Source organism: Aeromonas rivipollensis, assembly GCF_010974825.1.
Lineage (GTDB): Bacteria > Pseudomonadota > Gammaproteobacteria > Enterobacterales > Aeromonadaceae > Aeromonas > Aeromonas rivipollensis.
On record NZ_JAAILA010000012.1, the window covers coordinates 78,914 to 91,963 of the forward strand.

Annotated in this window: 12 protein-coding genes; 6 read left to right on the forward strand and 6 right to left on the reverse strand. The window is 62.9% G+C overall.

Going from position 1 to position 13,050, the window contains the following annotated elements:
* Window positions 1-35 precede the first annotated feature (35 nt).
* Window positions 36-1,106 (reverse strand): helix-turn-helix transcriptional regulator, encoded by a 1,071-nt coding sequence (locus G4923_RS09160; RefSeq protein ID WP_111910592.1) that lies wholly within the window; start codon window positions 1,104-1,106, stop codon window positions 36-38.
* 459 nt (window positions 1,107-1,565) lie between these two features.
* On the opposite strand from G4923_RS09160, the gene G4923_RS09165 reads away from it, so the two are divergent.
* Window positions 1,566-2,888: a YjiH family protein gene (locus tag G4923_RS09165; protein WP_163136711.1), complete on the forward strand. Its 1,323-nt coding sequence runs from the start codon at window positions 1,566-1,568 to the stop codon at window positions 2,886-2,888.
* An 85-nt stretch (window positions 2,889-2,973) separates the two neighbouring features.
* Here G4923_RS09165 and G4923_RS09170 read toward each other — a convergent pair whose 3' ends face one another.
* Window positions 2,974-3,864, reverse strand: coding sequence for a LysR family transcriptional regulator (locus G4923_RS09170; protein WP_163136712.1), 891 nt, complete (start codon window positions 3,862-3,864; stop codon window positions 2,974-2,976).
* A 97-nt stretch (window positions 3,865-3,961) separates the two neighbouring features.
* Between G4923_RS09170 and G4923_RS09175 the strand changes: the two genes are divergently transcribed.
* Window positions 3,962-4,828: a pirin family protein gene (locus tag G4923_RS09175; RefSeq protein ID WP_163136714.1), complete on the forward strand. Its 867-nt coding sequence runs from the start codon at window positions 3,962-3,964 to the stop codon at window positions 4,826-4,828.
* A gap of 175 nt (window positions 4,829-5,003) precedes the next feature.
* The gene (gene ycaC / locus G4923_RS09180; protein WP_163136716.1) at window positions 5,004-5,630 is read left to right on the forward strand and encodes an isochorismate family cysteine hydrolase YcaC; all 627 of its coding nucleotides are present in this window, start codon (window positions 5,004-5,006) and stop codon (window positions 5,628-5,630) included.
* A gap of 123 nt (window positions 5,631-5,753) precedes the next feature.
* On the opposite strand, the gene G4923_RS09185 is transcribed toward ycaC, so the two are convergent.
* From G4923_RS09185 to G4923_RS09200, 4 genes are all read right to left on the reverse strand, one after another.
* The gene (locus tag G4923_RS09185; protein WP_011706069.1) at window positions 5,754-6,083 is read right to left on the reverse strand and encodes a YbaB/EbfC family nucleoid-associated protein; all 330 of its coding nucleotides are present in this window, start codon (window positions 6,081-6,083) and stop codon (window positions 5,754-5,756) included.
* A gap of 130 nt (window positions 6,084-6,213) precedes the next feature.
* Window positions 6,214-8,745: a DNA polymerase III subunit gamma/tau gene (gene dnaX / locus G4923_RS09190; protein WP_163136718.1), complete on the reverse strand. Its 2,532-nt coding sequence runs from the start codon at window positions 8,743-8,745 to the stop codon at window positions 6,214-6,216.
* Between the two features lie 172 nt (window positions 8,746-8,917).
* The gene (gene apt, locus G4923_RS09195) at window positions 8,918-9,463 is read right to left on the reverse strand and encodes an adenine phosphoribosyltransferase (RefSeq protein ID WP_042650168.1); all 546 of its coding nucleotides are present in this window, start codon (window positions 9,461-9,463) and stop codon (window positions 8,918-8,920) included.
* 132 nt (window positions 9,464-9,595) lie between these two features.
* The gene (locus G4923_RS09200; RefSeq protein ID WP_163136720.1) at window positions 9,596-9,973 is read right to left on the reverse strand and encodes a YbaN family protein; all 378 of its coding nucleotides are present in this window, start codon (window positions 9,971-9,973) and stop codon (window positions 9,596-9,598) included.
* A gap of 177 nt (window positions 9,974-10,150) precedes the next feature.
* Here G4923_RS09200 and dusC point away from each other — a divergent pair, with 177 nt between their 5' ends.
* The 3 genes from dusC (at window position 10,151) to G4923_RS09215 (ending at window position 13,020) form a co-directional block, all read left to right on the forward strand.
* Window positions 10,151-11,095 (forward strand): tRNA dihydrouridine(16) synthase DusC, encoded by a 945-nt coding sequence (gene dusC / locus G4923_RS09205; protein ID WP_106886814.1) that lies wholly within the window; start codon window positions 10,151-10,153, stop codon window positions 11,093-11,095.
* Between the two features lie 56 nt (window positions 11,096-11,151).
* Window positions 11,152-11,979: an AraC family transcriptional regulator gene (locus G4923_RS09210; RefSeq protein WP_163136722.1), complete on the forward strand. Its 828-nt coding sequence runs from the start codon at window positions 11,152-11,154 to the stop codon at window positions 11,977-11,979.
* A 75-nt stretch (window positions 11,980-12,054) separates the two neighbouring features.
* Window positions 12,055-13,020 (forward strand): DMT family transporter, encoded by a 966-nt coding sequence (locus G4923_RS09215; protein ID WP_163136724.1) that lies wholly within the window; start codon window positions 12,055-12,057, stop codon window positions 13,018-13,020.
* Window positions 13,021-13,050 lie beyond the last annotated feature (30 nt).

A 13,050-nucleotide genomic window follows, 5' to 3' on the forward strand; every position in this document is an offset into this window, starting at 1 on the left:
TATGCCCAGCTCACTCCAAGCATAGCTGGTGCCTATCAGGAGATGGATTGCAGCAGCAGCAGCAGCTCGTTCTGGCTGTGGCAGTCGGTCTTCTTGAACACCCCCTTGAGGGTGGAGCGCACTGTTTCCACTTTGACACCGCGCAGTTCGGCGATGTCGTTGCTGCTGTAGCCCTTGCTCATCAGCACCAGCAGCTCCTTCTCGCCTATGGTGAGGGGATAGAGGCTGGCCAGCGCCTCTATGTCCGGGTTGAAGGAGTGCTCGGGATCGCGCAATACCACTTCCACATAGCGCTCGAAGCGGCTGAGGCCGCTCATCAGGGTGCACTGGATCAGCAGGGGCCTGAGATTGGACTGACGGGGAATGGACATATAGGCGCTGGCGCCTGGCAGCAAATAGGCAAAGCCATTCAAGGTCTCCTTGAGCTGGCGTTGCTGCTCCTTATTTTGCAAAGAGAAAATACCATTGACCGCCCGCAGCTCGACGTTTTCATCGGCGATGCGGTTGAACGCCACATTGGAATAATGAATATGTCCCTTGTCATCTATGATGGCGCTGGGCTTATTATGGTTTTTCACCAGTTGCTGCAGCTGATAGTTCTGGGTTTCCAGGGCCAGCAGGTTCCAATAATGCTGGCTCCAGGCGGCCAGGCCAGAATAGATCTCTGTCAAGGAGCTGAGATCCCGGCTGCTGAAGTCATCCTGAGCGGCGCCGCGGTAACTGCACAGGGTGCTGAGACCCCGCCCCTTCACCCGACAGACGCCGCCCGCCGCAAACTGGGCACCGAAGCTGGCCAGCAGCCCCACCGAGCTGGAGATGGTATTGGCACTGACGATCCCCTGGCAGCCCTTGTCCAGATAATGATTGAACCACACATCCTGGCGATGGTGCTGCACATAAAATTGCTGCTGGGCCTCGGTCAAGCCGCTGGAAAAGAGCTTTATTCCGTCGCTCTTGTCATCATCCCGCAATAAAAACAGGGATGAACTGCCGGACAGGTCGGCGCGAAATTGGTCCACCACCAACTTAATGTCAGAATCATTAATACCGCACTCGTATAACTGGCTGATATAGGGCGATATCCTTTCTTTCTCTAATGCCTTCACACCCGAACTCCTAATTCTTATTTTTATTGAAGTGGCATCTTACTCCGCAATGAGATACTCGAAAAGTAGTCAAATGAACAAAGGCTTTATGAGCATTTCATAAATAGTTATAAGAAAGCCGCCCTCGATGAGGGCAGTGAAAATGTTTAAATCCGGGCTCAGGTTTTCCGCTTTTTTGGTCGTTATGGAAAAGCTTTATTGGCCTGGTTCCTGCCTGCCCTTCCTGCCTCCTTGCCTCTCTTGCCATGACGTCCCTTGCGCGGCCGCTCTGTCACGACCAGACAGTGGCCCACACTGCCGCGATCGCACTCCTCCATAGAAAAGAGTCATACGGATTCCATTTTCACCAAATGTTGCTTTTTGGTGTATTTGTTGTTTCCATTTTGGGCTTGCGTCGATATTGTATATACAAATTAGGTCGTCAAGGGAGTTGAACCATGTGGATCACAAGGAGAGGAAATGGAACCTGAACATGCACTTACCGCCCCTGCCCGCTCAGGGGCTGGCATCAAACTGCTGCTGACCAGTGTGCTCGGCATCGCCATCTTTTTCGTGCCCTTCGAGCTCGCGGGCCGCAGCACCATACTGGTGGATCACCTGGCGGGCTTCCTGATAGCGCAGCGCCCGCTCGCCCTGGGGCTGATCCTGCTGCTGATCGCCTATGGCGCCATCAGCCCGCTGCTGGATGGTCGCTGGCGCGCCCGCCCCATCGACAGACTGCTGAGTCTGTTCAAGCTGCTCGGGCTGGGGCTGGCCATCATGTATGTGGCCGATTGGGGCCCCGCCTGGCTGATGACGCCAGATCGCCTGCCCTTCCTCTTTGACAAGCTGGCCATGTCGGTGGGCCTCATAGTGCCCATAGGCGCCATGGCCCTCACCTTCCTGCTCGGCTTCGGCCTGCTGGAGCTCATCGGCGTGCTGATGCAGCCGGTGATGCGCCCACTCTGGCGCACCCCGGGCCACTCCGCCATCGATGCGGTCGCCTCCTTCGTCGGCAGCTACTCGGTGGGCCTGCTCATCACCAACCGGGTCTTCCTCGCGGGCAAGTACACGGTACGGGAAGCCGTCATCATCGCCACCGGCTTCTCCACCGTCTCCGCCGCCTTCATGATCATAGTGGCCAAGACCCTCAACCTGATGGGGCACTGGAACTTCTACTTCTGGTCCACCCTGGTCATCACCTTCGTCATCACCGCCATCCTGGCGCGGGTTCCCCCCATCAGCACCATGGCGCACCAGGGCGAGACCGACGAGCCGCTGCCGGAGGGCATGAGCCGCTGGCAAGCTGCGCTGGCCTCCGGGCTCACCCAGTCCAGCCAGGCGGATCCCGTGCTGCGGCAGTTGCAGGACAACCTCAAGGATGGCCTCTACATGGCCGCCGCCGTGGTGCCCACCATCTTGTCCGTCGGCCTGCTGGGGCTGCTGCTGGCCCAGCACACGCCGCTGTTTGATCTGCTGGGCTGGCTGCTGTGGCCCCTCACCTGGCTGCTGGATTTGGGAGAGCCGCTGGAGACCGCAAGAGCGCTCTCGGCGGGGCTCGCTGAGATGTTCCTGCCCGCCATCCTGCTCAAGGATGCGGATCTGTTGGTGCGCTATGTGACCGCCGTGGTCTCGGTGAGTTCTGTGCTCTTCTTCTCCGCCTCCATCCCCTGCATCCTGGCCACCAAGATCCCGGTGAGCCTGGGGCAACTGGTGGTGATCTGGCTGCTGCGCACCCTGCTTGGCATCCTGCTGGCGGCCCTGTGCGGCCGGCTGGCCATGGCGATGGGCTGGCTCAGCTAGGTTGACGTGATACCAAATAAACAAAGCGCCATCAGGCGCTTTGTTTATTTATGGGGTTGGGCACCGTTACCGCCTCGGCGACCCGTCATTCGAGCCATTGACGCAGGGTCAGCGTGGCAAGATCCACGAAGGCGCGCAGCCTGGGGGCCATGAAGCGCTGCCTGGGATAGACGATATGGATGGGATCCGCCTTGCCATGCCATTCGGGCAGGACAGGCACCAGTCTCCCCTCTTCGCAGGCCTGGCGACACAGGTAGGAGGGCAACAGTGCCACCCCACCACCAGCCTGCACCATGGTCATGATCAGGCCGACATCGTTGATCAGTGTCTGCCGGGCCACAGAGACTGTCACACTGTTGGCGGCCCCGTCGTGAAGTACCCAGGCCTCCTTGCCCAGGGGCGTGAACTGCAGGCAGGCATGCTGCCGCAGCGCCTGAGGTGCATCTGGCACCCCGGCGCTGGCGAGGTAATCCGGGCTGGCAAACAGGGCCCAGCGCGCAATCCCCACCTGCTTGGCGATCAGCGTCGAATCCTTGAGAGGGCCGGTACGAATGGCGACATCGACCCCCTCGGCGACCAGATCCACGTAGCGGTTCATCAGCACCAGCTCCACATCGACCTTGGGCCACTGGCTGCGCATCTGCCCCAGGATGGACGACAGGATCTGGTTGCCGATATCCACGGGAGCCGTGATGCGCAGCAGCCCGCAGGGCTCTTCCCGCGCCTCGGTCACCGCCGCCTCGGCGTCAAGCACATGCACCAGGCCGGCCGAGGCGTGGTCGAAATAGATCTGTCCGGCATCGGTCAGGTGCAACCTGCGGGTGGTTCGCTGCAAGAGGGTGACGCCCAGACGCTTCTCCAGCATGGCCACCCGATGGCTGACGGTGGAGGTCGGCAAGCCCAGCAGACGCGCCGCCGCGCTGAAACTGCCCACTTGCACGACCTTGACGAATACGACGACCTGATTGAAGTCCATCTTCCAACTCATTAGAAAGTGTTTTCTTATTTAACCATCTAGTCCGGTAATTGACTACTTTCTACACTGTCTCCATTGATTCAACGGAGACACTGAGATGAAAGAACTGGCATTTATCAAGCGCAGCAACGAGAGGCACTGGGTCGGGGATGGCTTCCCGGTCAGGAGCATCTTCTCCTACAACGATATCGCCGAGGAGATGTCCCCCTTCCTGCTGATGGACCATGCAGGCCCGGCCAATTTCCCGGCCACCTCCCATCAACTCGGCGTCGGCCAGCACCCTCACCGCGGGTTCGAAACCGTGACCATCGTCTATGAGGGCGGCGTCTCCCACAGAGACTCCTCGGGGGGCGGCGGCACCATAGGTCCGGGTGACGTGCAGTGGATGACGGCCGCATCCGGCCTTATCCACGAGGAGTACCACAGCCCGGCATTCGCCAGGACGGGCGGCGCCTTCGAGATGGTACAGCTGTGGGTGAACTTGCCCGCCAAAGAGAAGATGACGGCCCCTGGCTACCAGGGCATCACCGCCGAAGAGATCCCTCGGGTGGCACTGCCAGAGGGCGCAGGGGAGGCTCGCATCATCGCCGGGCAGCTCGGCGATACCCGCGGCCCTGCCCGCACCTTCACCCCGATGAACGTCTGGGACATGCGTCTGAAGGCCCATCACCGGGTGACGCTCGAACTGCCAGAAGGACACACCACGGCGCTGTTTGTGCTCAAAGGCGCCATTCGCCTCGGCAACCGCCACCCTGTCCGCACCGCCGAGCTGGCAGTCATGGAACGCCGCGGCAGCCAGCTGGTGATCGATGTCGAGGAAGATACGACGCTGCTGCTGCTCAATGGCGCCCCCCTCAATGAACCCATAGTCGGTCACGGCCCCTTCGTGATGAACACCCAGGAAGAGATAGTGCAGGCCATCAATGACTACAACAGTGGCCGTTTTGGCCAGATAGGGCGCTGAACCTCGGGCCGGCAACAGGAACACCTGCTGCACAGGCAGACAATGCGCCCAGGTGCTGACGCGCTGAAAACCATAGACCGACGGCCGTTGCTCGAGCGCGCACAAGGTGCTGCAACATAACGAAGTGCTGGATCCCCAGCGTTAACTCCTTTGCCCACAGATCAGGAGAAAAATCATGAACAAACCCTACGTCAAACTCGACAAGAACAAGGCTGCCGTACTGCTGGTGGATCACCAGGCAGGGCTGTCTTCGCTGGTGCGTGACATAGAGCCGGACAAGTTTCGCAACAACGTGTTGGCGCTGGCCGCGCTGGCCAAGTACTTCGAGCTGCCGACCATACTGACCACCAGTTTCGAAAACGGGCCCAACGGCCCGCTGATGACAGAGCTCAAGGAGACCTTCCCGGATGCCCCTTACATTGCCCGCCCCGGGCAGATCAACGCCTGGGATAACGAGGAGTTCGTCAAGGCGGTCAAGGCCACCGGCAAGAAGCAGCTGATCATCGCCGGCATAGTCACCGAGGTGTGCGTGGCATTCCCGACCCTGTCCGCCCTCGAGGAAGGGTACGAGGTGTTTGTCATCACAGATGCCTCCGGGACCTTCAACGAGATCACCCGTCACTCGGCCTGGGATCGGATGTCATCCGCCGGGGCGCAGCTGATGACCTGGTTTGGGGCCGCCTGTGAACTGCACCGCGACTGGCGCAATGATGTGGAAGGCCTGGGTACCCTGTTCGCCAACCACATCCCCGACTATCGCAATCTGATCAACAGCTACACCACAGTCCAGAGCAGCAAGTAATTCACGCCTGCCCCGGGAAACCGGGGGAACGGAAAAAACAAAACGCAGCTGACAGGGTGGGAACCCGGTCAGCTGCGTCATCGCCATGGATCATGGCATCTAGATTTGAAAGGCGTTCAGCCCTTAGAAGGGCATCTTGAAGCCAGGGGGCAGTTGCATGCCACCGGTCAGCTCGCCCATCTTGCTCTTGTTCTGCTCTTCTACCCGGCGCACGGCGTCGTTGACGGCGGCGGCGACCAGATCTTCCAGCATCTCCTTGTCATCTTCCATCAGACTCGGATCGATCTCGATACGGCGCACGCTGTGGCTGCCGGCCATGGTGACCTTGACCATGCCGGCGCCGGCTTCGCCGACGACTTCCATCTGAGCCAGCTGCTCTTGCATCTTCTGCATGCGCTCTTGCATCTGTTGGGCCTGTTTCATCAGGTTACCCATTCCACCTTTACCAAACATAGGTCGTCTCTCGTCTTGAAATCCGGCATCCAGCGCCGGGCTGTGGGCTTGTTCTACCCCGGATATGGGGGCAGCCAAAAGATTTTTCAACCGGGACTCGAGTCCCGGCATGGGATTTAACTCATAGCGCTCAGCGGCTCAGGGGCTCGATGCTCTCGGGATGGAGCACGGCGCCGAATCGCTGCTGCAGGAACTGCACATTGGGATCATCCGCCAGATCCCGGCTCACCTGCTCACGCACCCCCAGATAGAGGCGATGCTCGATCTCGAGCGGCGTCTCCCGCGCCGGATCCGTGCCCAGGGTCACCTCGATGCGCACCGGTTGACCCACCGTCTGCCCCAATTCTGGGCCTATGATCTCGGCCAGATCGGCCAAAGCTCTATCGCTGACCAGGTGGCGCTGCTCTGGCTTGAGCACCAGGGACACCAGCTCCCCCTGCCGGGTCATCACAGAGTTGATGGCGAGCTGGCGCAACCGGCCACCGACCCCGGTACGGGCGATGAGCTCGGCCCAGGGATCGCCGCAATTGACCAGCAGGGAAGAGGGGATCAGGCGGGTGACCTCCTCCCCCTCATCCGGCTGGGCGTCGCTCTCCAGCTCATCCCAGTCGATGGTCTCCATCACCTGAGCCGCCGTTGGCTGCACGCTTTCGGGCACGGCAAGGGGCGTCGTAACTGGCGCTGCGGCGACGGGGGCAGCGGCGGCCCTGGCGGGTGCGCCGTCCAGATCCCAGGGGGGCAGGTCATCCGAGGCGGGACTGGCCTTTTGCGGAGCACTCGGCCTTGACGCTGGCGCCGCCGCTTGCGCTGCGGGAGCGCTGACCGGCCCGTCGCCGAAGCCCTGATTCAGATATTCCTCGTAATCGCTGCCGCTGTCGTCATAGGCCTCGAGGGGCGGCAGATCCTCATAGCCTGTCATGGGCCCGGAATAGGCGGGCGCCGCAGCGGCCTGCCTGGCAGGTACAGAGGGCGCTGGCGCCACAGGTTGCACGGCGGCAGTGGCCAGGGGCGCAACCGGTTTGCTCGGCGTCGCCCTGGGGGGTGCAGAGCTGGTCGCCGCCCCGCCGTCGCCCCGCAGCCGGCTGCGCAGCAGATTGCGCTTGCCCAGCAGGCTCTGCATGCTGGAGGCCGCCGAGGGGGCTGCCTCGGGTTCAGGGGCTATGGCAGGAGTCGCCGTCGGCAGGGCCTCCTCATGGAAGGAGGCCGGCGGCTCGGATTCAAGGGGCTGTGCTTCCACTGCCTGGGGCGCGCCACCAGTCTGAGGCTCAGGCTGCATCGGCTGCGCCTCGTACCCCATCCGCTGCGCCTCTTCTAGCAGCTCATGCTGCTCGGCAAAGAGAGTCGCATTCGATTCATCGTCGCCGGAAGCCGGCTCATCGGCCTGCACCGTCAAGAGTGGCGCTGTCGGCGTCAGGGCTGCGGGCGCGGCCGTGCTGGCCGCCGTCGCGGCCTGATGCGGGGCTGGCTCAGCCCCTGACGGCTTTCCCGGCAGGGTCGATACGGCCTCCCTCCCCGCCCCGGGCAGCGCGCCCATGGAGACGGGCAAGGCGCTCAGATTGGCGGGGTGCACCGCCTCGCGGCGCGGCGAGAAGGCCAGCATTCGCAGGCAGGTCATCTCCAGCGCGGTGCGGCCATCGGGCGCCCAGGGCAAGTCCTTGCGCCCCCCCAGCACTATCTGGTAGCAGAGCTGCACCTCTTCCGGGCTCATGGCCCCCGCCAGTTGCAGCAGAGCATCCGCATCCGCCCCCTGCTCCTGCACGCTGGCAGGGAGCAGCTGGGCCATGGCGACGCGATGGAGCAAGGCTTCCAGCTCGGCGTGGAGCTGATCGAAGTCCGGCCCCAGGGTGGCGATTTCGGTGATCTTGGCCATGGTGGCCGGGGCATCCTGGCGCAGTATGGCCTCCAGCAACTGGTGCAGGTGGTGGTGGTCGAGGGTGCCCAGCATGGTCAGCACGCTCTCCAGACGCACGCTGCCGTTGCCGTGGGCCAGCGCCTGATCCGTCAGGCTCAGGGCATCGCGCATGCTGCCGTCGGCCGCCTTGGCCAGGGCCAGCAGGGCACGGGGCTCGAACGGCTGACCTTCCTGATCCAGCACCCATTCGAGCTGCTTGGCGATCTGGCTCTGATCCAGGCTTTTGAGGTGGAACTGCAGGCAGCGGGACAAGATGGTGATCGGGAGCTTCTGCGGATCCGTGGTGGCCAGCAGGAACTTCACATAGGGGGGCGGCTCTTCCAGGGTTTTGAGCAGCGCATTGAAGCTGTGGCGCGACAGCATGTGCACCTCATCGATGAGGTAGACCTTGAAGCGGCCGCGGGCCGGGCGGTACTGCACGTTGTCGAGCAGCTCGCGGGTGTCTTCCACCTTGGTGCGCGAGGCCGCATCGATCTCCAGCAGATCGACGAAGTTGCCCTGATCGATCTCGCGGCAGGTATCGCATACGCCGCACGGGTGGCTGCTGATCCCCTGCTCGCAGTTGAGGCTCTTGGCCAGGATGCGGGCTATGGTGGTCTTGCCGACCCCGCGGGTGCCGCTAAGCAGGTAGGCGTGATGCAGCCGTCCCTGATCCAGGGCATTGGTCAAGGCGGTCAGCACATGTTGCTGGCCAACCACTTGTTCAAACGTATGGGGGCGCCATTTACGCGCCAGAACCTGATAGCTCATAGATCTCGATGCTGGAAAACGAGGCATTGAGGCAGGATGCTAACACAAATGGAGGGCAGGCTGTATGGGCTATCGGCCGCCGTGGGAGGGATCGCTTGAATTTCAAACCGGTGCCCATTCAGGCACCGGTTCGGGGCATTGGCGGGTTGACGAGGCCCGCCTGCCAGGGGCCTTACTCGCCCGCGAGTTCCACCAGCGAGACCACCTTGACGCCAGCGGCGGTCAGGCGGGCATCACCACCGAGGGACGGCAGGGAGATGATGAAGGCCGCATCGGCGACTTCACCGCCAGCGCGGCGAATGAGCTTGACGGTGGCATCAACGGTGCCGCCGGTGGCCAGCAGATCGTCCACCACCAGCACCTTGTCACCGGGCACTATGGCGTCGGTGTGCAGTTGCAGGGTGTCGGTGCCGTACTCGAGGGCATAGGACTCTTCGATGATGGCGCGGGGCAGCTTGCCCGGCTTGCGAACTGGCACGAAGCCCAGTCCCATGGCGAAGGCCACAGGGGCGCCGAAGATGAAACCGCGGGCCTCGGTACCGACGATCTTGGTGATCCCTTGATCACGATAATGCTCGGCCAGCAGATCTATGGTGGCCTTGAAGGCCTCGGCGTTCTCGATCAGGCTGGTGATGTCGCGAAACAGTATGCCCGGCTTCGGATAGTCGGGAATGGTCTTGATGCTCGCTTCGATAAACTTCAGGGTATCCGGATTCATTATTTGACCGCTTATTTTTGAGCCCAGGCGTGGCGTCTCTTGCGCTGCCCGCCAGCGGGCAATAAAAAGGCCCGTCATGCAAAAAATGACAGGCCGACTCCATAGCATTATTGCCGCAATAGCTTAGGGATTTCACTTCTCCATTGCAACTGGCTCCAGCACCGGCAGACGCATTAACCAGGTGAGCAGGATCACCATTATGACAACCAGCAGCAGCCTCACCCAGGGCAGCGGCACCACCAGCAGCGACACCGAGAAGGAGAGCAGAATGAAGATAATGGCACGGCGCCGGGCATGGCGCCGAATGCCGCGATATTGCTGCCAGTCATGGATGGGGGGCCCAAACCAGGGGTGTGCCAGCAGCCAACGGTGAAAACGGGGTGACGAGCGGGCAAAGAGGGCCGCCGCCAGCAACATGAAGGGGGTGGTCGGCAGCAGGGGCAGGACTATCCCGACTATCCCGGTGGCGAAGGCGAGCCAGCCCAGGGCCATCAGACACCAGCGTTTCATGGGTACTCCTCTGAATGCATCTCTACCTTTAGCCTAACAGAGTTGGCCCGGAAGCTGACAGCCTGGCCCATGCGGCGGCAGTCGATTAGGCCCATCGAGTGGGCAGACGGCTGACAACGCCGCCCATTGCCACTACAATCTGCGCTCTTTTTTCTCCCCTTGTCTTCGGAAGCAGCTATGCGCGTTATTTTGGCCCCCATGCAGGGGGTGCTGGATCACCTGATGCGGGAGGTTCTCACCTCCGTCAACGATTACGACCTCTGTGTCAGCGAGTTCATCCGGGTCGTCGATCAGCTGCTGCCCGCCAAGGTGTTCTATCGCCTCTGCCCCGAACTCAAGCAGGATGGCAAGACCCGTGCCGGCACCCCGGTGCGGGTGCAACTGCTGGGCCAGCACCCCGAATGGCTGGCAGAGAATGCGGTACGCGCCATCGAGCTCGGCTCCCCCGGGGTCGATCTCAACTTCGGCTGCCCCGCCCCCACGGTCAACAAGAGCAAGGGGGGCGCCGTGCTGCTCAAGGAGCCAGAGACCGTCTATCGCATCGTCAAGGCGGTGCGCGAAGCCGTCCCTGCCCACCTGCCGGTGAGCGCCAAGATCCGCCTGGGGTACGATGACAAGGAGCTCTATATGGACAACGCCCAGGCGGTCTTCCAGGGGGGCGCCAACGAGCTCGCTGTCCATGCCCGCACCAAGCGCGAAGGCTACAAGGCGCCGGCGCACTGGGAATACGTGGATCTCATCCGCCGCGCCCTGCCCATTCCGGTGACCGCCAATGGCGAGATCTGGGATCACAAGGATGCCCTCGCCTGTGCCAGCGTCTCCGGCTGCGACGCCCTCATGGTGGGCCGCGGCGCCATCTCCCTGCCCAATCTGGCCAACGTGATGAAAACCGGCTGTGCCCACATGAGCTGGGCCGAGGTGTTGCAACTGATGGTGAGCTACACCGAGCAGGATCTGGCGAGCGACAAGGCCGACTACTACCCCAGCCGCATCAAGCAGTGGTTCTCCTACATAGTGCGGGAATACCCCCAGGCCGATGAGCTGTTTCGCCGCATCCGCACCATCAAGACCGCAGACGAGATCCGTACAGCCCTCGAGCGCGAGTGCGCCGCACGGGCCTAGTCTTGGCCGCCGCAGCGCGGCACCCTATGATGAAGGCTCAATGACAGGAGGTCAGGATGCAGGGAGTACCGGTCACATTTACCCATCAGCACGACAGGGCCGATTTTCGCGCCCTGCCGGGGCAGCCTGCGACCGAGCTCTATCGCGCCCACATCCAGCACCACATCTTCGATCCCCATAGCCACGAGGGGTTTGGCCTCGGTGTCATCGAGTGCGGTGCCGAGCGTTTCCGCTATCGCGGCAGCCAGCTCCTGGCAGGCCCCGGCAGCCTGGTGCTGATGAACCCTGATGAGCTGCACACGGGCGAGGCGGCCTGCGAGCAGGGGTGGCGCTATCGCATGCTCTACCTGCCCGCCGATCGGCTCGAGGCCATCAGCGGCGAGCGCGGCTGGTATTTCGCCGAAGCCGTGCGAAGCGACCCCCGCACCGCCCCCGTCCTGCAGGCGGCCCTGGACGCCCTCTGGCACTGTGACAGCGAGCTCGCCGCCGACGGACTGCTGCTGGGCGTGTGCGAGACCCTGCGCCCCCATGCCCGGGCCCTGGCGGCCCCGCGCGAAGCAGCCCACCCTCTGGGCCGCGCCATCGACTATATGCAGGCCTACTTCGCCCGCCCCATTACCCTGACCGAGCTGGCGGGGGCGGTGAACCTCAGTCCCTACCACTTTCAGCGCAGCTTCAAGGCCCGCTTTCATGTCACCCCCCAGCAGATGTTGATGGCCATCCGCCTGCAGCGGGCCAAGGGGTGGCTGGCCGCCGGCCTGCCCGCCGCCGAGGTGGCCGCCGCCTGTGGTCTGGCCGATCAGTCGCACCTCAACCGCGCCTTCCTGCGCCGCTATGGCACCACCCCGGTGCGCTACCAGAAACAGGTACAGGCTGGCCGCTAAAGCGCAATCTGGTTCAATACGCCGCCCTTACCCCCCTGCTAGGCTGGCCTCCTTCTTCTTTACCGGATATGGAAAATGTTGATCGGAGTCTTGTTTGCCCTGCTGGCCGGCCTGATGTGGGGGCTCATCTTCGTCGCCCCCCTGCTGGTGGACGGCTATCCCCCTGCCCTGCTCGCCAGCGGCCGCTACCTCGCCTTCGGCCTCATCGTGCTGCCGCTCGCCTGGCAGGCCCGCAAACGCCTGGCGGCCCTCTCGGCCAGTGACTGGCGCGAGGCACTCACCCTCACCCTGGTGGGGAATCTCATCTACTACTTCTGCCTGTCGGGAGCTATCTTGCGCATCGGCTCACCGCTGGCGGCCATGATCATCGGCACCCTGCCGGTGGTGACGGCCCTGACCGCCAACCGCCTCTATGGCGCACGGGACGGCCGCCTCTCCCGCACCCGTCTCTACCCGGCCCTGCTGCTGATGGGGGTCGGCCTCTATCTGGTCAACCGTGCCGAGCTGACCTGGCAGACAGAGCCACGCACCGAGCAGCTGTTCGGGTTCGTCCTGGCGGTGGTCGCCGTGCTGTGCTGGACCTGGTATCCCCTGCGCAATGCCCGCTGGCTGCGCGAGCACCCGGACCGCAGCCCGGCCGTCTGGGCCACCGCTCAGGGGCTGGTGACCCTGCCGGTGGCACTCATTGCCTACCTCGGCAGTCTCGGTCATCTCGCCCTGAGCGCACCGGACTTTCCCCTGCCCTTCGGGCCGACGCCCCTGCGCTTCGTGCTGCTGATGGGGGTGGTGGGGCTCTTTTGCTCCTGGCTCGGCACCCTGTGCTGGAACGAGGCGAGCCAGCGCCTGCCGACCGTACTGGTGGGACCGCTCATCGTATTCGAGACGCTGGCGGGGTTGCTCTACGCCTTCATGCTGCGCGGCACCATGCCTCCCATGAGTACCCTGGTCGGCGTCGTCTGCCTGGTGGTCGGGGTGCTCCATGTGATCACCGGCAAGCCGCGACACCAGCCGGAAAAACGCGTCAAAGCACGGTTAACTTGACTCATGTCATCTTGATAAGCCGCGGGTTTC

Coding starts and splice junctions, on each gene's coding strand:
- G4923_RS09165 (WP_163136711.1), top strand. CDS start 1,566: ATGGAACCTGAACATGCACTTACCGCCCCTGCCCGCTCAGGGGCTGGC.
- G4923_RS09170 (WP_163136712.1), bottom strand. CDS start 3,864: ATGGACTTCAATCAGGTCGTCGTATTCGTCAAGGTCGTGCAAGTGGGC.
- G4923_RS09175 (WP_163136714.1), top strand. CDS start 3,962: ATGAAAGAACTGGCATTTATCAAGCGCAGCAACGAGAGGCACTGGGTC.
- ycaC (WP_163136716.1), top strand. CDS start 5,004: ATGAACAAACCCTACGTCAAACTCGACAAGAACAAGGCTGCCGTACTG.
- G4923_RS09185 (WP_011706069.1), bottom strand. CDS start 6,083: ATGTTTGGTAAAGGTGGAATGGGTAACCTGATGAAACAGGCCCAACAG.
- dnaX (WP_163136718.1), bottom strand. CDS start 8,745: ATGAGCTATCAGGTTCTGGCGCGTAAATGGCGCCCCCATACGTTTGAA.
- apt (WP_042650168.1), bottom strand. CDS start 9,463: ATGAATCCGGATACCCTGAAGTTTATCGAAGCGAGCATCAAGACCATT.
- G4923_RS09200 (WP_163136720.1), bottom strand. CDS start 9,973: ATGAAACGCTGGTGTCTGATGGCCCTGGGCTGGCTCGCCTTCGCCACC.
- dusC (WP_106886814.1), top strand. CDS start 10,151: ATGCGCGTTATTTTGGCCCCCATGCAGGGGGTGCTGGATCACCTGATG.
- G4923_RS09210 (WP_163136722.1), top strand. CDS start 11,152: ATGCAGGGAGTACCGGTCACATTTACCCATCAGCACGACAGGGCCGAT.
- G4923_RS09215 (WP_163136724.1), top strand. CDS start 12,055: ATGTTGATCGGAGTCTTGTTTGCCCTGCTGGCCGGCCTGATGTGGGGG.